The organism is Pectobacterium carotovorum (assembly GCF_900129615.1).
In the GTDB taxonomy this organism is placed as follows: Bacteria; Pseudomonadota; Gammaproteobacteria; order Enterobacterales; family Enterobacteriaceae; genus Pectobacterium; species Pectobacterium carotovorum.
Window position 1 is genome coordinate 475,746 of the sequence record NZ_FQWI01000003.1, and the last position, 19,870, is coordinate 495,615.

At 52.2% G+C, this 19,870-nt stretch carries 24 protein-coding genes and 1 riboswitch; of the genes, 6 read left to right on the top strand and 18 right to left on the bottom strand.

The window, feature by feature from the left end; translation table 11 throughout:
* Positions 1-58 precede the first annotated feature (58 nt).
* The 3 genes from BUB06_RS09140 to BUB06_RS09150 all read left to right on the top strand — a co-directional run bounded on the left by BUB06_RS09140 (position 59) and on the right by BUB06_RS09150 (position 3,106).
* Entirely contained in the window at positions 59-286 is a 228-nt protein-coding gene (locus tag BUB06_RS09140) for a DUF1272 domain-containing protein (protein ID WP_010301618.1), read from the top strand.
* A gap of 163 nt (positions 287-449) precedes the next feature.
* Entirely contained in the window at positions 450-1,067 is a 618-nt protein-coding gene (gene ypfH, locus BUB06_RS09145; protein ID WP_010301621.1) for an esterase, read from the top strand.
* Between the two features lie 368 nt (positions 1,068-1,435).
* Positions 1,436-3,106, top strand: a complete 1,671-nt coding sequence (locus tag BUB06_RS09150) for a methyl-accepting chemotaxis protein (RefSeq protein WP_039472492.1) — start codon at positions 1,436-1,438, stop codon at positions 3,104-3,106.
* Positions 3,107-3,214: 108 nt separating this feature from the next.
* Here the strand turns inward: BUB06_RS09150 and BUB06_RS09155 are convergent, their stop codons facing one another.
* From BUB06_RS09155 to BUB06_RS09170, 4 genes are read right to left on the bottom strand one after another with little or no spacing between them, the layout of a single operon-like run.
* Positions 3,215-3,409, bottom strand: coding sequence for a YpfN family protein (locus BUB06_RS09155; RefSeq protein WP_010309028.1), 195 nt, complete (start codon positions 3,407-3,409; stop codon positions 3,215-3,217).
* Positions 3,410-3,411: 2 nt separating this feature from the next.
* A complete protein-coding gene (locus tag BUB06_RS09160; protein ID WP_039472497.1) occupies positions 3,412-4,086 on the bottom strand; it encodes a M15 family metallopeptidase in 675 nt (224 codons plus the stop codon).
* Positions 4,083-5,210 carry a succinyl-diaminopimelate desuccinylase gene (dapE, locus tag BUB06_RS09165; protein WP_039472498.1) on the bottom strand — a complete coding sequence of 376 codons (1,128 nt, stop codon included), beginning with the start codon at positions 5,208-5,210 and terminating at the stop codon, positions 4,083-4,085. Before dapE ends, BUB06_RS09160 begins: the two co-directional genes overlap by 4 nt.
* Position 5,211: 1 nt before the next feature.
* Entirely contained in the window at positions 5,212-5,589 is a 378-nt protein-coding gene (locus BUB06_RS09170; RefSeq protein ID WP_039472499.1) for an ArsC family reductase, read from the bottom strand.
* 233 nt (positions 5,590-5,822) lie between these two features.
* Here BUB06_RS09170 and ypfM point away from each other — a divergent pair, with 233 nt between their 5' ends.
* Positions 5,823-5,882, top strand: a complete 60-nt coding sequence (gene ypfM / locus BUB06_RS22460; protein WP_137739554.1) for a protein YpfM — start codon at positions 5,823-5,825, stop codon at positions 5,880-5,882.
* A gap of 170 nt (positions 5,883-6,052) precedes the next feature.
* Here ypfM and BUB06_RS09175 read toward each other — a convergent pair whose 3' ends face one another.
* Positions 6,053-6,763: an aspartate/glutamate racemase family protein gene (locus tag BUB06_RS09175; protein ID WP_039472500.1), complete on the bottom strand. Its 711-nt coding sequence runs from the start codon at positions 6,761-6,763 to the stop codon at positions 6,053-6,055.
* A 217-nt stretch (positions 6,764-6,980) separates the two neighbouring features.
* Here BUB06_RS09175 and cspE point away from each other — a divergent pair, with 217 nt between their 5' ends.
* On the top strand, positions 6,981-7,190 hold the full coding sequence (gene cspE / locus BUB06_RS09180; RefSeq protein WP_005976270.1) for a transcription antiterminator/RNA stability regulator CspE: 210 nt from the start codon (positions 6,981-6,983) through the stop codon (positions 7,188-7,190).
* A gap of 81 nt (positions 7,191-7,271) precedes the next feature.
* Here the strand turns inward: cspE and crcB are convergent, their stop codons facing one another.
* A complete protein-coding gene (gene crcB, locus BUB06_RS09185; RefSeq protein WP_010309045.1) occupies positions 7,272-7,655 on the bottom strand; it encodes a fluoride efflux transporter CrcB in 384 nt (127 codons plus the stop codon).
* Between the two features lie 85 nt (positions 7,656-7,740).
* Positions 7,741-7,845, bottom strand: a riboswitch (Fluoride riboswitch).
* 503 nt (positions 7,846-8,348) lie between these two features.
* Here crcB and tatA point away from each other — a divergent pair.
* Complete coding sequence (gene tatA, locus BUB06_RS09195) at positions 8,349-8,546, top strand: Sec-independent protein translocase subunit TatA (protein ID WP_010298753.1); 198 nt, start codon at positions 8,349-8,351, stop codon at positions 8,544-8,546.
* Between the two features lie 82 nt (positions 8,547-8,628).
* On the opposite strand, the gene lipA is transcribed toward tatA, so the two are convergent.
* From lipA to lptE, 12 genes are all read right to left on the bottom strand, one after another.
* Positions 8,629-9,594: a lipoyl synthase gene (gene lipA / locus BUB06_RS09200; RefSeq protein WP_039472502.1), complete on the bottom strand. Its 966-nt coding sequence runs from the start codon at positions 9,592-9,594 to the stop codon at positions 8,629-8,631.
* Between the two features lie 227 nt (positions 9,595-9,821).
* Positions 9,822-10,505 (bottom strand): lipoyl(octanoyl) transferase LipB, encoded by a 684-nt coding sequence (gene lipB / locus BUB06_RS09205; protein WP_175552158.1) that lies wholly within the window; start codon positions 10,503-10,505, stop codon positions 9,822-9,824.
* 165 nt (positions 10,506-10,670) lie between these two features.
* Positions 10,671-10,934, bottom strand: a complete 264-nt coding sequence (ybeD, locus tag BUB06_RS09210) for a DUF493 family protein YbeD (protein WP_005976281.1) — start codon at positions 10,932-10,934, stop codon at positions 10,671-10,673.
* A 135-nt stretch (positions 10,935-11,069) separates the two neighbouring features.
* Entirely contained in the window at positions 11,070-12,281 is a 1,212-nt protein-coding gene (gene dacA, locus BUB06_RS09215) for a D-alanyl-D-alanine carboxypeptidase DacA (RefSeq protein ID WP_010284040.1), read from the bottom strand.
* Between the two features lie 166 nt (positions 12,282-12,447).
* Complete coding sequence (gene rlpA, locus BUB06_RS09220) at positions 12,448-13,569, bottom strand: endolytic peptidoglycan transglycosylase RlpA (protein ID WP_010298764.1); 1,122 nt, start codon at positions 13,567-13,569, stop codon at positions 12,448-12,450.
* A gap of 13 nt (positions 13,570-13,582) precedes the next feature.
* Complete coding sequence (gene mrdB / locus BUB06_RS09225) at positions 13,583-14,695, bottom strand: peptidoglycan glycosyltransferase MrdB (protein WP_010298765.1); 1,113 nt, start codon at positions 14,693-14,695, stop codon at positions 13,583-13,585.
* A gap of 9 nt (positions 14,696-14,704) precedes the next feature.
* On the bottom strand, positions 14,705-16,609 hold the full coding sequence (gene mrdA, locus BUB06_RS09230; protein ID WP_010298767.1) for a peptidoglycan DD-transpeptidase MrdA: 1,905 nt from the start codon (positions 16,607-16,609) through the stop codon (positions 14,705-14,707).
* Between the two features lie 33 nt (positions 16,610-16,642).
* A complete protein-coding gene (gene rlmH, locus BUB06_RS09235; protein ID WP_005976291.1) occupies positions 16,643-17,113 on the bottom strand; it encodes a 23S rRNA (pseudouridine(1915)-N(3))-methyltransferase RlmH in 471 nt (156 codons plus the stop codon).
* 1 nt (position 17,114) lies between these two features.
* Positions 17,115-17,432 carry a ribosome silencing factor gene (rsfS, locus tag BUB06_RS09240; protein ID WP_010284049.1) on the bottom strand — a complete coding sequence of 106 codons (318 nt, stop codon included), beginning with the start codon at positions 17,430-17,432 and terminating at the stop codon, positions 17,115-17,117.
* A 194-nt stretch (positions 17,433-17,626) separates the two neighbouring features.
* Entirely contained in the window at positions 17,627-18,316 is a 690-nt protein-coding gene (gene nadD, locus BUB06_RS09245) for a nicotinate-nucleotide adenylyltransferase (protein ID WP_048329204.1), read from the bottom strand.
* Positions 18,283-19,308, bottom strand: coding sequence for a DNA polymerase III subunit delta (holA, locus tag BUB06_RS09250; RefSeq protein WP_039472505.1), 1,026 nt, complete (start codon positions 19,306-19,308; stop codon positions 18,283-18,285). Before holA ends, nadD begins: the two co-directional genes overlap by 34 nt.
* Positions 19,305-19,859, bottom strand: a complete 555-nt coding sequence (lptE, locus tag BUB06_RS09255) for an LPS assembly lipoprotein LptE (RefSeq protein ID WP_010298775.1) — start codon at positions 19,857-19,859, stop codon at positions 19,305-19,307. Before lptE ends, holA begins: the two co-directional genes overlap by 4 nt.
* Between the last annotated feature and the right edge of the window lie 11 nt (positions 19,860-19,870).

The window sequence follows — 19,870 nt, forward strand, 5'->3', positions numbered from 1 at the left end:
TAGCCACAGGAAAGTGACAGCGCGAACCCCATTATTTTTGCTGAGTCAGGATAAGCCGATGCTGGAATTACGCCCCAACTGTGAGCACTGCGATTGTGATTTGCCGCCGGACGCCGAAACGTATATCTGTTCCTACGAATGCACGTTCTGTCCTGACTGTGCGGATTCCGTCTTTCACCACGCCTGCCCGAACTGCGGCGGTGGACTGGTTAAACGGCCGGTACGCCCAGCTCGCTGTCTGGCGAACGATCCGGCCTCAACGATCCGTATTATCAAACCGCATTGACAGGGAGGGGGAGCATCTCTGTCTGTCGTTGCAAAAAATGGAACATCTCGTTCAGTAATTCCCGATTTCTCCTGTTAGTGCACGGCGTATAGTGAGGATTAACCGTACCTTATGACGAATATCGGCAGGTGACGCCTTCGGCGCATGCCTTCAGGAGAGAAACGTGAGTCAAGATTATGTTGTTGTTCAGCAGCCTTCGGAAGCAAATCGGTTAATCCTGCTATTTCATGGCGTGGGCGATACCGCCGCGGGTATGGCGCAGATTGGGCGCTATTTTGCTGCCGCATTGCCACAGGCGATGGTGGTCAGCATTGCTGGACCGTTCAGCAGCGGCTATGGCGACGGGCGGCAGTGGTTCTCTGTTCAGGGCATCACAGAAGAGAATCGTTTCTCCCGCATTGAAGCAAACCTGCCGCGTTTTATTGATACTGTACGCCACTGGCAGGCGCAAAGCGGCATGAGTGCGGAACACACCGTGCTGGTGGGCTTCTCACAGGGCAGTATTATGTCGCTGGAGGCGTTGAAGTCTGAATCCTCGCTGGCTGGGCACATTATCGCGTTCAGCGGTCGCTTTGCTGTGTTGCCAGAAAAGGCATTTGCCGATGTCGCGGTGCACCTGATTCACGGTGAAGCGGACGGCGTGATTGTGGTTGGACATGCTCACGCCGCCGCTCAGCGCTTTCAGGAACTGGGGACGTCGTTTACGTTGGATGTCGCCCCCGCTGTCGGACACGGCATTGATGAACGGATGTTGAAACAGGCGTTGGCCTACCTCAAATAAAAATCTATCCCGCTATACCCGTCATACTTCAAGCTGCATGTGCGTTGGTTCCCTTAAATGCTCGGCTCATTACGGGACATTTAAAGGATCAGCGCCTTGCGCTGTTCAACCCGCTCACGTTTTATCATTTCACTCGAATGACCTAATGTTTATTTCATCAGATTATCTTATTTCTCATTCTTTCACTTTTATATTCAAAATGGAGGCTCTATTTTTAGAGATAAGATTTTATCCATATTTAAAATAATATAGTCCATATTGGGATGTTAAATAATATAGGCAATGTTTTTATTTGTGTTGAGTGTTCAATATTTATCTTATTTTTTCAGATATAAATATCACATCCTTATGGAAAAAGAGGGTGTGCCATGTTTAAGCGTATTAAAGTCATTACCATCCTTGTTATCTTATTGTTTGTTTTGGGGATATCTCAATTCTTAACCGGTGCGCTATCCGTTCGCGCACTGATTAACGACAGAGAGGGATTCCTTGTCTCCCAACGCTCTAACCAGAATGTAGCTGCCTTTACCGATGCATGGATTATGATGAATCAGACGCGCATCGCTATCGGTTCTATTATACAAAACATGATGATGGGGAATGCGGATAAAGAGGCTATGCAGGCTCTTTTACAGCAAGCAAAATCGCAATTGGCCGCCTCAGAGAGTAGTTATAAACACTATTTGTCTCTGCCTAATACGCCCGGGTTGGATGAAGCATTATCCAAAAAGCTTGAGGCGAGCTATATCGCTTACGACAAGCTACTGAATGATATTGTGGATTCGCTTTCCGGTGGGTTAGCGGGGGCGGCGATGAAATTGAGTAGCGGTGCCACGCCGCTGAACGTGGCCATGCAGGACGCCTATATTACGTGGCGGGCGGCGCAAAACCAGCTATCGGATGACGGGCTACAGGAGAACCACGCGGCATTTGAAACGATGCTGTGGCTTCTGGGTGCACTCTCTGTGGTTGTCGTGCTGGTGATTATCCTCAGTTGGATCGGGTTGCAGCGTATTCTTTTGCACCCGCTGCGTACCCTCATGCGGCATATCAGCGCGATTGCCGAGGGCAATCTGACACATCCTATTGATGCGACCGGTCGCAATGAGATGAGCCAGCTTGCGGCAGGGCTACATCATATGCAGCAGTCATTAATCCGCACCGTCAGTCTGGTGCGCGACAGCTCCCACTCCATCCACGCCGGAGCCAGTGAAATTTCGGTGGGCAGTAACGACCTGTCTTCGCGCACGGAGCAACAGGCCGCATCGCTACAGGAAACGGCGGCTAGCATGGAGCAACTGACCTCAACGGTGAAGCAGAACTCAGACAACGCGCGTCAGGCTACGCTGCTGGCAAAAAATGCGTCGGAAACGGCCAATAAAGGCGGCACTGTCGTCGATAATGTTGTGAAAACGATGAATGAGATAGCCGACAGTTCACAAAAAATCGCCCACATCACCAGCGTGATTGATAGCATCGCCTTCCAAACCAATATTCTGGCGCTGAATGCGGCGGTAGAAGCGGCGCGAGCAGGGGAGCAAGGGCGAGGTTTTGCCGTGGTGGCGGGTGAAGTGCGAACGCTGGCACAGCGCAGTGCGCAGGCTGCCAAAGAAATCAAAATGCTGATTGATGATTCGGTGAGCCGCACCAATACCGGCTCTTTACAGGTGAAAGACGCGGGTGACACGATGAAAGAAATCGTCGGTGCGGTGAGCCGGGTAACGGATATCATGGGGGAAATCGCGTCGGCATCCGATGAGCAAAGCCGGGGGATTGATCAGGTCGGTCAGGCGGTCAATGAAATGGATCGTGTCACCCAGCAAAACGCCTCGCTGGTGGAAGAATCCGCGTCTGCCGCAGCGGCATTGGAAGAGCAGGCCAGATATTTACAGAACGCGGTGGCGGTGTTCAAGATTGATCAGGCAGCAGCGCAGGAACATCGTGCCGAGCGAGCGCCTTCGCTTGCTGCATTACCAAAGTCACTGTTACCTAAACCCGCCCATGCCGGGTCATCGAATGCAAATTGGGAAACGTTTTAGCGGAGATGAGTGTTTAACGGAAGTGAGTGTTCTAACGGAAATATAAGAATCAAACCGCCCGCCGCGCGGGGCTTAGCTCGCGTGCAGGCGGTTTGGCGATGATAGATGTCAGGGTTTTTTCTTCGGCCAGTCTTCGTCTTCTTCCTTGTCCCACTTGTCGTTGTTGTCACGGTGCGGGGGCAATTTCGGTTTGTTGAGCAGAAAACGCGTATGGTCAACGTTGCGCAATTCTTTGATGCCGTTAATCAGCATGCCTATCAGGACAATCAAAATTATCCACCAGTAATCAGCCAGCCATGCCATGGTTACGCCTCATCAACATTATGAATATAACGGGTAAACAGCTGCGGCAAGTTCTGGCAAAGCCAGTGGTAGCCTGCAATGTCTTCATTTTGCCAGGCGGCAAGAATGAGGTCGGGTGTAAGCTGTTCTTCCGCATACTGTGCTAGTGGATAATAGCTGATATGCCAGAGTTCGGCTGCGACACCGCCGAGATCGTGCGCATAAGGCCGATAAAAACCGTATTCATGCATGTGTGCACTCAGCCACGCGTTCAGTGCGGCAAAGTAACCGCCTTCTTCATATTCCCACGGCTCCAACTGGAGCGAACGGCCTGCGGGTAATAAATCGGGATCGTAGATATCAAGATCGCTGCCCCAATGGTGGCGGCTGGAACCGGGCATGGCGGACCAGCGCAGAATCGCTTCACAGCGCTCGCCTTCGTCCAGAGATAACACGTCCAGCGGCTGGCTGTTGGCATCCATAACGGGACGTTCGCCGCGAAATTTGCCATTCCAGATCTGACGCTGGCGCTCGAAATCACGAAACGTGCTGGCGGGCTGTAGGTTAAATCCCGCCGCTTTTGCCGCCTGCTGTAGCGCCAGAAACGCGGTTACCGCCTCCGGCTGAAGACGATGGTGGTTGTGTAAAGCGACCAGATGCTGGTCGCTTTTACCGGTTAACGTAGCTGGCGTCATCATGCGATGAGCTGCTCCATAATGCGCTGATACATGCGGCTCAGTAGCTGTAGGTCTGCTGCGCTGACGCATTCATCGACTTTGTGAATCGTGGCATTGACGGGCCCAAGTTCAACGACCTGCGCGCCCATACGAGCAATGAAACGGCCATCGGAGGTGCCGCCGGTGGTCAGCAACTCTGGCGTAACCTCGTTGTAATGTTTGACGGCATTCACCACGGCATCGACCAGCTCGCCGCGTGCGGTCAGGAATGGCTGGCCGGAAAGCTTCCAGTCGATGGTGTAATTAAGCTGGTGGCGATCCAATAATTCAGCCACGCGCTGCTGGATTAACACATCCGTCAATTCGGTGCTGAAGCGGAAATTGAACTGCACAAATAGCTCACCGGGGATGATGTTATTGCTGCCGGTGCCAGCCTGAATATTGGCGATTTGCATCGTGGTTGGCGGGAAGAAATCGTTGCCCTGATCCCACTCGGTGGCGATCAACTCGTTAAGCGCCGGAGCTGCACGGTGAACGGGGTTGTCTGCCAGATGAGGGTAGGCAACGTGCCCTTGTACGCCGTGTACGCGCAGATTCGCGGTGATAGAGCCACGACGGCCGTTTTTTACCACATCACCCACAACATGCGTACTGGACGGCTCGCCGACCAGACAGTAGTCCAGCCGCTCGTTGCGTGCCATCAGCGCCTCAACCACTTTTACGGTGCCGTTAACGGCGCTGGCTTCTTCGTCCGAGGTAATCAGGAACGCCAGACGCCCTTGATGATTCGGATGGGCTGCGACAAAGCGCTCGGCGGCAATCACCATCGCAGCCAGTGAACCTTTCATGTCCGCCGCGCCGCGACCGTACAGCATGCCGTCACGGATGATGGGTTCAAACGGTGGATGCTGCCAGTAGCTTTCATCACCGCTGGGAACCACATCGGTGTGTCCGGCGAAGGCCAGCGTTTTCCCTGTGCCGCGCCATGCCCAGAAATTCTGGGTATCGCCAAAATCCATCGCTTCGACGGTAAAGCCAATCGCCGTCAGGCGTTCAATCATGAGCGCTTGGCAACCCTCGTCATTCGGGCTGAGGGAAGGGCGTTTAATTAGCTGTTGAGCGAGTTCTATGACTGGGCAAGACACGTTATTTGTTCTCCGCAATAAATTTCTGGTAGCTGTCGATACTGAAACCAAGCAGCACGTGGCCGTCATCGGTCATCAGCAACGGCCGTTTAATCACTGCTGGCTGCTCCAGCATCAGGTTTTTGGCGGCCTCTGCGCTGTCGCTGGTATCGCTGTTGATCTGTTCACGCAATTCTTCGCTGAGCTTACGCCATGTCGTTCCGCGCGTGTTGAGTAAGGCCTGAAACCCCAGTTGGTCGATAAAACGCTGTAGCTGCTGTTCATCCAGACCGTCGGCACGGTAGTCATGGAAGCGATACGCCACTTGCTGATCGTCCAGCCAGCGGCGCGCTTTCTTTATAGTGTCACAGTTTTTGATGCCGTACATGGTCAGCGCCATAGGGGTAAAATCCTTTCTGCTTATTGGGTTGCATGACGATTGCTGTTCAGGACGGCACGCCCTGACTGAGCCTAATCGTGCGATAGCCCAGCATGCCGAAAAAAGGCGGGGAGATCTACTGTGAACTGTGTTGCAGAAATGTGAGGAAGTATGATTTTTATACTTTCATAACACTTTTCCCTGATTAAAAAGTGTGCATATAATGCGTCGCCGTTAATCACCAAGAGGTTCGCATGGTAGAAGTAGAAGTGAGTACTTGGAAAGATTTTATTGAAGCAATGTTACGTAAATAATAACGAGAAGTACTGTTAGCCATTGCATACCATACCAGGAATAAAATCATACGAATAAAGCAGTGTTGAGTCTCTCAATACTGCTTTTTTTCTTTGTAAAAAGGGGAAACCTGAGTAAATAAAAGAGGCTATTATTAGTTTGCGTATGAATTTTATTTTATCTAGCTAATTCATGACGATGGCTGACTAAGCGCAAATTTCGCTGCGGCAATCGCGTGGAGCCTGCTGGTATCAAAAAGAGGAACCTTCGCATCCTGAGCACTGATTAATAGCGGGATCTCCGTACAACCCAAAATGATGCCTTCCGCGCCTTGCTGTTCAAGCTGCTGGATAATGTCCCGATAGATCTGCCTTGATGCGTCATTAATGTTCCCCAGACACAGTTCGTCGTAAATGATGCGATTAACGGCTTCTTTCCCCTCATGGTCAGGAACCATCACCTTCACGCCAAATCGTTCCTGAATGCGCTGGCGATAGAAATCCTGCTCCATTGTGTAGCGGGTTCCAAGCAAACCGACTTTCTTCAATCCATGTTGTTTCAGGCTGGTACCGGTGGCATCGGCAATATGCAAAAGGGGAAGCTGGCAGGCCCGTTCAACGTCATCGGCCACTTTATGCATGGTGTTGGTACAGATGACGATCGCCTCTGCGCCTGCCTGACGTAATCCTACTGCGATATTGCTGAGTACAGCGGCTGACTGCTCCCAATCACCTTGTGACTGCAACCGTTCGATTTCGTGGAAATCGACGCTGTGCAGGATAATTTTGGCGGAGTGCAGACCGCCAAGTTGGCTTTTCACATACTCGTTGATAATGCGGTAATACGGGATGGTGGATTCCCAACTCATGCCCCCGATCAGACCCAGCGTTTTGCTTACCATAGTGCCTTCCTTCATATCGTAAAAAGTGATGAATTGGCCAGAACTGAACTCTCTGCGTTCTGCATCGGGTTAAAATAGGACAGCGGAGTTGCGCGGTATACATTTTTAGCGACTTTTATCACTTTTTATCCAACTTCAACTGGACAAAAGGCCAATCTATTGTTGTACTGTACCTGACACAGATTTTGTGTCTTTCATTCATGTAAAGGTAAGTTTGATGTCTAAGATTAAAGGTAGTGTTAAGTGGTTCAATGAGTCTAAAGGCTTCGGTTTCATCACTCCTGAAGATGGTAGCAAAGACGTGTTCGTACACTTCTCTGCCATCCAGAGCAATGGTTTCAAAACTCTGGCTGAAGGTCAGCGTGTAGAGTTCGAAATCACTGACGGTGCCAAAGGTCCTTCAGCTGCTAACGTTAACGCTATTTAATTATACCGATTTCGTGAAAAACCCGCCGATGGCGGGTTTTTTTTGCTTTATTTTCCACGTGCTATCAATTTCCACATGACATCAGTGCGTTGTCACCCACGTGACCAGAGTAAACGCCAGTGCGGTCATGAGCAACGAACCCGCCAGATTCAACAACACATGCAACCCCGCCGCCGCTAGCTGCCCGCTTTGTAGGAACATGACGACTTCAGCAGAAAAGGTCGAAAACGTCGTTAATCCGCCGCACAGTCCGGTGGTAATCAATATTTTCCAGTCTTGATCGAGATGAGGATGGCGCAGGAAGAAGGCTAACGCGCCGCCAATAACGAAAGCACCAATCAGGTTGGCAAGCAGCGTGCCCAGCGGCAGCGTTGGATACAGATTGTTAAACTTCACACCAAGCTGCCAGCGCGCCACGCTACCGACTCCGCCACCAATAAATACCGCGAGTAATGTACTAAACATAGAAACCTTTCTTGGGTTGCTTTTACCTAGATTGTTTTTGCGATCTCGGAGAGTGTTGGGCAGGACGCTACGCCCTCTCTGCGAGGTGGACGTAGACATCATTAGCCGAGTGGCGGTTGTACCCTGTTTTTAAGGCTGTCAGCGTTTTGGCTGCGCGAGGGTAGGGAGGAATGTCATCTCCGCTTTAGTAGGGAAAGTGTACGCCGTCAGGCGGGATTTTTGTAGTGATGTCGGGGCGAAAGTTGTAAAGCAATCTGAATGCGGGCGAAAGCACTTTTGCCGCGTCTTACTTTGTTACAGATGGAGATTGTGTCCTTGCTGCATAAGGTTTTACATATACTCGTCATACTTCAAGCTGCATGTGCGTTGGCTGCATTCACTCACCCGAATCACTTACTTGAGTAAGCTCATCGGGATGAAATGAGAGACATCCTGTCTCTCACCGGAGGTCAGCCGTTGGCTGGTCAAATTCGTTCCCGACGAATTTGTCCTTCTCTTGCCGCGTGATTCGGCCTTGTGGCCTCACCCCTTTGGGGTCAGCGCAAGCGCTGTTCAAAACGTTAACGTTTTGTCCTGCAACTCGAATTATTTAGAGTATAAAGCACTGAAGATTTTTTCTACAGCGTGCTTTGTAGAGAAGAGAATAGTCTCGTTTGCTGGCGTCTCCAGCCTCTGTAAATCAGGTAGGTTTGTATGGAAGGTATCAGTATTGCCAAGCTGTTGGTGATTGGCGCATTAATCATTCTGCTGTTCGGTACGAATAAACTTCGTAGCCTCGGCGGTGACTTGGGCGCGGCGATTAAAGGCTTCAAGAAGGCGATGAATGACGATCAACCGGCGAAGACGGATGATACGACAGCGCTGAATGATTCTTCTCGTAAAGAATCCTGATCGCATCTCACACAGCAAAACGGACGGCAATAGCCGTCCGTTTTTTATTCCACACAAAAAATGTGTAAATATGTATGAGCGCTTATTTTACTTCGATGCCCCTTGCCTGTAGGTCGGCATGGTAGGACGAGCGAACAAATGGACCGCAGGCAGCGTGGGTAAAGCCCATCGCCATCGCTTCGGCCTTCATCTCATCGAACTCATCTGGGCTGACGTAGCGCTGTACTGGCAGGTGATGGCGGCTCGGCTGTAAATATTGTCCCAGCGTCAGCATCGTCACACCGTGGCGGCGCAGGTCACGCATCACTTCCACGATTTCAGCATTGGTTTCCCCCAATCCAACCATCAGGCCAGATTTGGTTGGGATATCTGGATGCGCTTTTTTGAAGTTTTCCAGCAGCTTCAGTGACCACTCATAGTTCGCACCAGGACGAACCTGACGGTAAACGCGCGGTACGTTTTCCAGATTGTGGTTGAACACATCTGGCGGTGTGGCGGTCAGGATCTCTAACGCGCGATCCATACGACCACGGAAGTCTGGCACCAGCGTTTCGATGCGGATATTCGGGTTCTTGCGGCGAATAGCGCTAATGCAGTCTGCAAAGTGCTGGGCTCCACCGTCGCGCAGATCATCACGGTCAACGGAGGTGATCACGACATAGCGTAAGCCCATGTCATGGATGGTCTGTGCCAGTTTCTCAGGCTCATTGGCATCCGGCGTAAGCGGGCGGCCGTGGGCAACGTCACAGAACGGGCAGCGACGCGTACAAATGGCGCCCAGAATCATGAAGGTGGCGGTACCGTGGTTGAAACACTCCGCCAGATTCGGACAGGACGCTTCTTCGCAAACTGAGTGCAACCCGTTTTTGCGCATGGCCGCTTTGATTCCCTGAATACGGCTTGAATCCGCCGGAAGCTTAATCTTCATCCATTCAGGTTTGCGCAGAAGCTCTTGGCGTTCGGTGACGACGGTACGTACCGGGATTAGCGCCATCTTATCGGCATCGCGGTATTTAACGCCGCGTTCGATCTGAATCGGTTTACTCATGTTTGCGTAAGTTCCAGTTCTGAATCGTTTCTTTAAATTTGTAATTCAAATTCAAAGGATTATGTTTTTAGTTAAACTTTTTTTTAAAAAACTATAAAAATTATATCATCTTGCCTAACCACAATCAGCCTTTGCGCGATCAAAATGAAGAAATTATGTGAATAAAATGTAATTTATCAAAAAACGATCGTCTAACTGACTGATTTTTATTAACAGGATGAAATGCATTAACCAGGAAGCGGCTCACCCTGAACGTCCAGATTCCACGAAACAAATTCGGGTGCGGAATAGCCGACTAACTGCAAAAAGGTGTTCACCAGCACGGGGGCGGTGTCATCCAACGTGACGCCCGGCACCAGATCGCTGATTTGCGTCATTTCCATTCCAGCGTAACCACACGGGTTGATACGCAGGAAAGGGGAGAGATCCATGGCAATGTTGAGCGCCAGCCCGTGGAAAGAGCAGCCTTTGCGAATACGCAGTCCTAACGAACAGATTTTACGTTCGCCTACATAGACGCCGGGTGCATCAGGGCGCGCATGGGCTTCAATCTGGAAGTGTGCCAGCGTGCCAATCACGGTGTTTTCGATGGCGGTGACGAGCTGGCGAACGCCGAGCTTGCGACGCTTCAGGTCAATCAACACGTACATGACCTGCTGACCGGGGCCGTGGTAGGTTACCTGACCGCCTCTGTCGCTCTGAATCACGGGAATATCGCCGGGCATGAGGACATGTTCGGCTTTGCCTGCCTGACCCTGTGTGAATACGCGGGGATGCTGAACCAGCCAGATTTCATCTGGGGTTTTATCATCACGTCGGTCGGTGAAATTATGCATCGCCAGAGAGACGGGTTCATACGGCTGTACGTCAAATTGGCGTACGATGATCTTATCCTGTAGCAAGTGTGTCATCTTCAGGTTAAGGAAAGGTGGGGGAGATTATAACGGCGGGAAGCGTCAGCGAACAGTCCTATGCAAAACTATGCGGTATAAAACTATGTAGTATAAAACTATGCCGCATTCGCCAATTTTCCCGCCCGTTCTTCTTACAGCTCGATGCTTACAGAACTATATGCCTTACAGAACCATGCGCACGATGTCGATGTTGCCCAGTTCTTCGTACAGCGTTTCCACCTGCTCAATGTGAGTCGCCGTGATGGTGATGGAAACCGAGTGATAATTCCCTTTGCTGCTGGGTTTGATCTGCGGCGTGTAGTCGCCTGGCGCATGACGCTGTACCACTTCAACGACCAGATCGACTAACTCTGGTTTTGCCTCGCCCATGACTTTGTAGGTAAAAACACAGGGGAATTCAAGCAGTTCGTTTAATTTGGTTTTCATTTGCGCTCCAGAGAGGATAATACAACGGTATTAGCACTGACATAACGACATTATACTAAAAAATATAACTCCCGCGTTGTGCGGGAGTTATGGATGGTATCTATATGGGGGCGTTTTGGCCCCATACAAGGGGGATTAGCCGAACCAGTGATGGAACATCAGTTTGATGTAGTCGATCATGCGGCCAAAGATCCCGCCTTCTTTCACTTCGTTCATGACGACCAGCGGGCGCTGATCGATGGTTTTGCCATCCAGTTGGAAGTTGATAGAACCCACAACCTGATTTTTGGCTAATGGCGCATGCAGTTCTGTATTGTCCAGAACATAGCTGGCTTTCAGATCTTTCATACGGCCACGCGGAATGGTCAGGTAGGCATCTTTCTCAACGCCCAGCGCAACGCGGTCGCTGTCGCCAAACCAGACAGGCTCGGAAGCGAATTCTTTGCCTGCTTTCAATGGTGCGACGGTTTCAAAGAAGCGGAAGCCCCAGGTCAGCAGTTTCTTACTTTCTGATTCGCGTCCTTTAGCGTTACGCCCGCCCAGTACCGCCGAAATCAGGCGCATCTGACCTTCTGTTGCCGAGGCAACCAGATTAAAGCCGGCTGATGACGTATGGCCCGTTTTGATGCCGTCAACATTCAGGCTGGAATCCCACAGCAAACCGTTACGGTTAGGCTGGCGAATATTGTTGAACGTGAACTCTTTCTCTTTGTAGGTCGCGTACTCTTCTGGCACATCGCGGATCAGCGCCTGACCGATCAGGGCCATATCGCGTGCCGAACTGAACTGGCCCGGTGCATCAAGACCGTGCACGGTTTCAAAATTGGTATTTTTCAGTCCCAGTGCTTTCACGTAACCGTTCATCAGGTTAACGAAGGCATCCTGACTGCCAGCAACGTAGTCGGCCATTGCGACGCAGGCATCGTTACCGGATTGCAGGATAATGCCGCGGTTTAACTGGGAGACAGGAACGCGGTCGCCCGGCTTCAGGAACATCAGGGAAGAACCCTGGAAAGTCGGGTTGCCAGTTGCCCAGGCATCTTTACCGACGGTAACGATGTCGTTCGGGCTGATTTTTCCTGATTTAATGGCCTGACCAATCACGTAGCTGGTCATCATTTTCGTTAAGCTGGCCGGATCGCGGCGCGTGTCGGCATTCATTTCCGCCAACACTTTCCCAGAGTTGTAATCAATCAGGATGTAGGATTCAGCATCGATTTGCGGGACGCCGGGGATCATCGTTTTAAGATTGATATCTTCGGCATAGGCAAAGGAAGAGGCGCTAATGGCGAGCAGTGCGCCAAGCGCAGTACGTTTAGTAAAACGAGACGTGTTTACAGTATTCATGATTGGAACAACAACATCCGTGGGTATGAGTTAAAAAACGAGCCACACTATAGCAGATGGGAAATAGGCAGGCATCAGACATTACGTTACGTGATTTTGCAAAAGGGCGGTATGTTCAATGCCATAGCCGCCTTTTTCGCTGCGTGAGTCTGCCGATTATCCGTTACTAGAGGGTGCTGGGTGCGGCGGTAATAAACGACTGCTGCTGAGCTTCGACTGACAAACGTTGTTGAAGTTCAGCAGCTTGCTGACGATTCTGGAATGGCCCCAGTTGAATACGATACAGGCCGCCGCTCGCCGTGACTTTCCCGGCCACGCGGAAGCGTTCGCTCAGGCTGCGCTGCCAGGTTTGCGCGCGCTGCTGATCGCTCAGTGCACCGACCTGAACTACATAGCGACCCGTGGCGGAAGGCGTTGCAGCCGCAGGAGCTGTAACCGCAGCCGCCGCTGGCGCGACATTCATTGGCGCAGCGGATGATGATGGCGCTACCGCTGGCGTTACGCTGGATTCAACCACGCCAGCGCGCAGGGCGGAAGGTGCACCCAAAAAACCGCCGCTGTGTGACGGCGCGCTGCTCTGCGGCTGTGTGCTTTCTGCTGGTGCACTCAGGCTGCTATTGCTGATCGGACGAACCGCACTGTTGGGCGTGGGTGACGTCGTTTCCATCATCGGTGTACCCAAGCCGCTGGCACCGAAGCTCGGGCGTTCCGGCAGGGCGAAGCTTTGCTTGGCGACGGTGGTGCCTACGGTTCCGGGACCGGAGAGCGTACCGTCTGGCGCAACGTTGATGAAGTCCACTTTTACTTTGGTATTGTTCGAGATATTCAGCCGATCGCCTGCGGCCTTCGACAGATCGATAATTCTGCCCGGCGTATACGGCCCGCGATCGTTCACACGCACGACTAGACGGCGACCGTTACTCAGGTTGGTCACGCGGACATAGCTTGGCAGCGGCAGCGTTGGGTGGGCGGCAGTGATCGCATTCGGGTCAAACGTTTCGCCGATTGACGTGCGGTTGCCGCTGGCTTCTTCGCCATACCATGCCGCTAAGCCTGTCTCGCTAAAATTTTGCGGATTTTTGACAATCTTATAGGTCTTGCCTTTGATGTTGTAATCTTGCAGCGTGCCCTGATTGTAGGGTTCATAACGCGGTTCAGCGCCACCGATCTCTTCCGTCGGTCCGCTGTAAACCTGAGTCACGGGCGGCGTAGGCTGCCGTTGTTCCGTTGTGGTACAGGCCGCAAGCGCCAGAGTTGCTACGCCGACCCAAAGCCAATCCTTACGCATTGCTCACCTCGTGTTATAAATTCTTAGATAGCAGTTTGCGGTGAGTATGTATCGACATGACGATACCGAACCCCGCCATTAAGACGACCAGCGCCGACCCACCGTAGCTGACTAGCGGCAGCGGCACGCCAACGACGGGAAGTATACCGCTGACCATCCCGATATTGACGAACACATAGAAAAACAGAATCAACATCAGCCCGCCGACCATCACCCGGCCGAACGAAGTTTGCGCATTCGCGGCGATGACCAGACCGCGCATAATCATGAACAGATACATGGCGAGCAGAATCAAGACGCCGATTAACCCGAGCTCTTCTGACAGCACCGCAAAGATAAAGTCGGTGTGGCGCTCAGGCAGAAACTCTAACTGAGACTGTGTGCCATGCAGCCAGCCTTTTCCTGACAGGCCACCTGAGCCTATCGCAATTTTCGACTGAATAATATGGTACCCGGCCCCGAGCGGATCGCTTTCTGGATCGAGCAGCATCATGACCCTGGCGCGCTGATAGTCATGCATCAGGAAAAACCAGAGTATAGGAATAAAAGCGGCGAGTAGCAGGACGGCGATACCAATTAACCGCCAGCTCATGCCTGCGAGGAAAAGCACAAATAGCCCTGATAGCGCGACCAGAATCGAGGTGCCCAAGTCGGGCTGTGCGGCAACCAGCAGCGTAGGGACAAAAATCAGCACCAGCGCGATTGCCGTATTTTTTAACGACGGTGGGCACATATCACGGTTGATAAAACGCGCGACCATCAGCGGTACGGCGATTTTGGCAATTTCTGACGGCTGAAAACGGATAAAGCCCAGATCCAGCCAGCGCTGTGCGCCTTTACTGATTTGCCCAAAAATATCCACGATGAGCAGCAAAATCACGCAGACGATGTAAAGGTAGGGCGCCCAGCCTTCGTAGACGCGCGGGGGAATTTGCGCCATCACGATCATCACCGTAAACCCCAACACGATTTGAACGACTTTTCGTTCCATCATGCCGATGTCCTGCCCGCTGGCACTCCATAAGACAAATAGGCTATAGCCCAGCAGTGCCAGGATGCAGAGAAGAAACGGGAGATCGATGTGGATTTTCGCCCAAAACGATCCCTTTTGTTGGCTATCGGTCATGACTGTCTGTTACTCACTCTCGCTACCCGGCGGCGCAGGAGGCGCACTAGGTAAATCGGTATTGTTATCACCCAGCAGAATATGGTCAAGGATCTGGCGGGTGATGGTGCCAACGGTCGGGCCTACTCCACCGTTTTCCAGAATAATCGACATCGCTACTTTAGGGTCTTTATACGGGGCAAACGCAACCATTAATTTATGGTCACGCAGATGTTCTGCGATCTTGTGCGCATTATAGGTTTCGTTTTCTTTCAGGCCGAAAACCTGTGCTGTACCGGATTTTGCCGCAATTTTATAAGGCGCATCCTCAAAGCTTTTGTGGGCGGTACCGTTAGGCCGATTAGCCACGCCATACATGCCGTCCTTCGCCACTTCCCAATAGCCAGAGTGGATGTTGCCAATTTGCTGATTCTCAGTCTGTCGGAAAGGCACAATCTTGCCATTTTCCCGCGAGCTATAAAGCAGGTGCGGTGTTTTGACCTGACCGTCGTTGATCAGCGTCACCAGCGCCTTATTCATTTGGATAGGCGTTGCAGTCCAATAACCTTGACCAATCCCGACCGGAATCGTATCTCCTTGATACCAAGGCTTTTTGAACCGTGCTAGTTTCCACTCGCGCGTTGGCATATTGCCTCTGCTTTCTTCCGAAATATCGATACCGGTTCTCTCGCCGTAACCAAATTTGTTCATCCATTCGGACAGGCGATCGATCCCCATGTCATAAGCGACCTGGTAGAAGAAGGTATCCGCGGACTCTTCCAGCGATTTGGTGAGGTTAAGGCGACCATGCCCCCATTTTTTCCAGTCACGGAAGCGCTTTTCGGAGCCCGGTAATTGCCACCAGCCGGGATCGAACAGGCTGGTATTAGTGGTGATCACGCCCGCCGTCAGGGCGGAAACCGCGATATAAGGTTTCACGGTGGAAGCGGGAGGATAAATCCCCTGTGTTGCACGGTTGATCAACGGACGATCGGGATCGCTTTGTAGTTTGTTATAATTTTTGGTGGAAATTCCGTCGACAAACAGGTTGGGATCGTAACTGGGCGTGGAAACCATCGCCAGAATACCGCCGTCGCGTGGATCGGTGACAATCACGGCGGCACGACTGCCTTCCAGCAGTTTCTCGATGTAGATTTGCAGGCTCAGATCCAGCGTCAGATAAATATCACGCCCGGCCTGCGGCGGCTGTTCGTGGAGCTGGCGGATCACGCGGCCACGGTTGTTAACCTCAACTTCTTCATAACCGGGCTTGCCGTGCAGCAGGTCTTCGTAATGACGTTCAATCCCCAGCTTACCGATGTCACGCGTGGCGGCATAGTCGGCAATTTTTTCTTCTTTGGTCAACCGCTCCACTTCTTTATCGGTGATTTTGGAAACATAGCCGATGACGTGTGTCAGCGCAGAACCGTAAGGATAATAGCGGCGCTGGTAGCCTTTAACTTCAACGCCGGGGAAGCGATATTGGTTGACGGCAAAACGGGCAACCTGAATCTCATCGAGCCCGGTTTTTACCGGAATGGAGGTAAAGCGGCGTGAGCGCTTGCGCTCTTTTTCAAAATTTTCCAGATCGCTATCGGTCAGATCGACGACGGGGCGCAGGGCTTCCAGCGTATCTTTGAGGTTATCGACTTTGTCGGGCACCAGTTCTAACTGATAGATAGTGCGATTCAGCGCCAGCGGGGTGCCGTTACGGTCATAGATGATGCCGCGGCTGGGCGCGATAGGAACCAGCTTAATACGGTTCTCATTAGAGCGTGTGCGGTAGTCATCAACGCGCACAATTTGCAGATGATAAAGATTAGCGACTAATACACCGGAAAGCAGCAAAATGCCCAGAAAGGCTACCAAAGCACGGCGCACAAACAGGGCGGACTCAGCCGTATAATCACGAAAGGGTTTACGTTCTACTTTCATCCAGCGTTATTTCACAGGTTTCATCGTATCGCCTTACTCCCGATGGTAAGGGTGATTAGTCGTAATGCTCCATGCACGATACAGGCTCTCTGCCACCAGCACACGAACAAGCGGGTGCGGCAGCGTTAATGGCGAGAGTGACCAGCTTTGTTCTGCTGCGGCTTTGCATTCCGGCGAAAGCCCTTCGGGCCCACCAATCAGCAAGCTGACGTCGCGTCCGTCCTGTTTCCAGCGCTCTAGCTGTTGCGCTAACTGCGGCGTCTCCCAGCGAGTCCCTGGAATGTCCAGCGTAACAATGCGGTTGCCTTTGCCCACCGCGGCTAGCATCTGTTCGCCTTCGCGCTCCAGAATGCGTTTAATGTCCGCATTTTTACCCCGTTTCCCCGCCGGAATTTCGAGTAATTCGAAAGGCATGTCCTTTGGGAAACGGCGCAGATAATCGGTGAAACCAGTCTGCACCCAGTCGGGCATTTTGGTGCCAACGGCGACCAGTTGCAGTTTCATACTAGCCCCACAGCTTTTCTAATTCGTACAACTGGCGGCTTTCTTCTTGCATGACATGAACCATCACGTCACCTAAATCAACAACAACCCAGTCAGCAGCGCTTTCGCCCTCGACACCGAGTGGAATCAGACCCGCGGCGCGTGAAGACTGCACAACGTGATCGGCAATAGACGCGACATGACGCGTAGAGGTTCCCGTACAGATAACCATGTAATCGGTGATGCTGGACTTACCCTGCACGTTAAGTGCAACAATATCCTGGGCTTTTAAGTCATCGACCTTATCAATAACGAAGTCTTGGAGTGCTTGGCCTTGCAAAGGTTCCCCCTCAATGGCGTTTTGTCAGCAACTGACGAACGCGTGTGGCGCTGAATTGTTTAAGAAAAAGGTGAATCACCGAGTAATTGCCGAGAATTTCCGCTTTTCCCGGTGATTGAAACCAGCCGCGGAGTATATCACGCACTTTTACCGAGTGGTATAAAGCCCGTGGCTGATGGGCAGGAAAAGCGGTGTTATTGGTACAGGCCGCTTTCGTCGATGTAGCTGAGCACGGCGGGAGGTAATAAATCGTGACAGTCTAGGCCTTGCTGGCGACGTTGGCGAATGTCCGTTGCGGAAATGGTGACCAGCGGTGTGTCTGCCAAAAAAATCCGCCCATGCGGCTTCTGATGAAGATCGTCCGGCGTGTGCGTCAGATGGTCGTCCAGCCACTGTTGTAATTCGGGTGTTTCCAGCGTCGAGCGATAGCCGGGCCGAGCGCATACCAGCAAATGACAAACGTTCAGCAGATCTTGCCAGCGATGCCAATGGTGTAGCGTCAGCAGCGAGTCCTGCCCGATGATAAAGCCCAGCGGCGCATCACAGCCTTTTTCAGCCCGCAACGCTTCCAGCGTATCGATGGTATAGGAGGGGGTTTGCCGTTGCAGTTCACGATCGTCCACGGTAAATAGCGGGTTGCCTTCAACGGCCAACTGAGCCATATGAAAACGCTGTCGGGAACTGGCTTCGGGCTGCTGCCGGTGTGGCGGAACGTTATTGGGCATCAGGACGACTTGAGTCAGCCCCACGAGCTTTGCCAGTGCGGTCACTGGCTGAAGGTGACCGTAATGAATGGGGTCGAACGTACCGCCAAAAAATGCGGTCAGCGATGGCGCAGCGGGTGACGTATTCAGATGAATGCCTCCGGCAAGGCTTTGCCGCACAGCAGCATGGCAAGCGATTCCAGTTCAGACCAAACGGACTGACCATAGTCTTGCTTTAAGGTTATTTCCACCTGCGTCAGCAATCGTACGGCCTGCTGTAGCTGTTGAAGAGAGAGCCGCTGCAGTGCCTGAGTGAGCAGGTCACGCCGGTTTTGCCACACTTTTTGCTGATCGAATAGCGTACGCAGCGGCGTGTCTGACATGCGTCGTTTTAGCGCCAGCAACTGTAGCAGTTCACGCTGTAGCGTGCGTAGTAAAATGACAGGTTCGCAATCTTCCTGTTTTAACTGCTGCAAAATGTGCCAGGCGCGTTTGCCTTTGCCTGCCAGCAGCGCATCAAGCCAATGGAACGGCGTGAAGTGAGCGGCATCATTGACAGCACTTTCCACACGCGGCAGGGTCAGCTTGCCATCGGGATACAGCAGTGCCAGCCGCTCTAACGCCTGAGACAGCGCAAGCAGGTTGCCTTCATAGCAATAGCAAATGAGCTGCGTGGCTTGTTCATCCAGCGTCAATTTCATGGATTTGGCACGATGGGCGACCCAGCGGGGAAGCTGTGCCTGTTCCGGCGTCAGACAATTGATATAGACGCTGTCTTGCGCCAGCGCTTTGAACCAGGCGCTGTTTTCCTGCGCTTTGGTCAGCTTATGACCGCGCAGAATCAACAAAATATCGGGGTGCAATAATCCAGAGAGCTTAACCAGATTTTCACCCATCGCGGCGTTTGGGCCGTTCTCCGGCAAAACCAGCAAGAGTGATTGGCGTGAGGCGAACAGGCTGAGCGCCTGACAGGTGCTGAAAATCGCATCCCAGTCGGTATGAAGATCCAGGATGAAACTGAAATGCTCGCTGAATTCGTGCTGTTGAGCGACCCGTTTGATGCTGTCGAGACTTTCCTGCAGCAGGAGCGGGTCTGAACCAAAGACCAAATAACAACCGCGCAGCCCCTCATGGAGCTGCGCGGTGAGTTGTTCGGGGTAAAGCCGAATCATGAACGCGTGGCGGCAGTAGGTGAATCGGTGGACTGCAACCGATTTTTGACTTCCTGACTACCGTTGATGGTCAGCAATTTACGCACCAACTGCTGGGCAGCCTGCTCGCGCATTTCCTGACGGACGATGTCCTGTTCGGCATCTTTCGCCAGTGCAGCCAGCGGGTTATCAAAGAACGTGCGGAACACCGTCACGCTGAGCGGATAAATATCTTCACCCGGCATCAGCACCTGCGCCTGCAACGTCAGCACCATCTGGTACTCCGCTGTTTTACCGTCCTGAAAAATAGAGACGGTATCGCGCGTTTCGCTTGAGCCCAGTACCCGCAGAGACGGGATGTCCTGACGCGTCGCATCGTCAACGATTTTTACATCGCTAAGACGGAGCTGCTCACGTACCGCACGCGTTAGCGGACCATAAGGATCGCTGCTATCGAGCACCAGTGTTTGTAACTGCGCAGGCACTTGTGTCGTGCCGCGCAGGTGAAAACCGCAGCCAGCGGTGATTAACACCGCCAGCCCCAGCAACAACGTGAATAGACGATGTCGCACAGTTCCTCCTT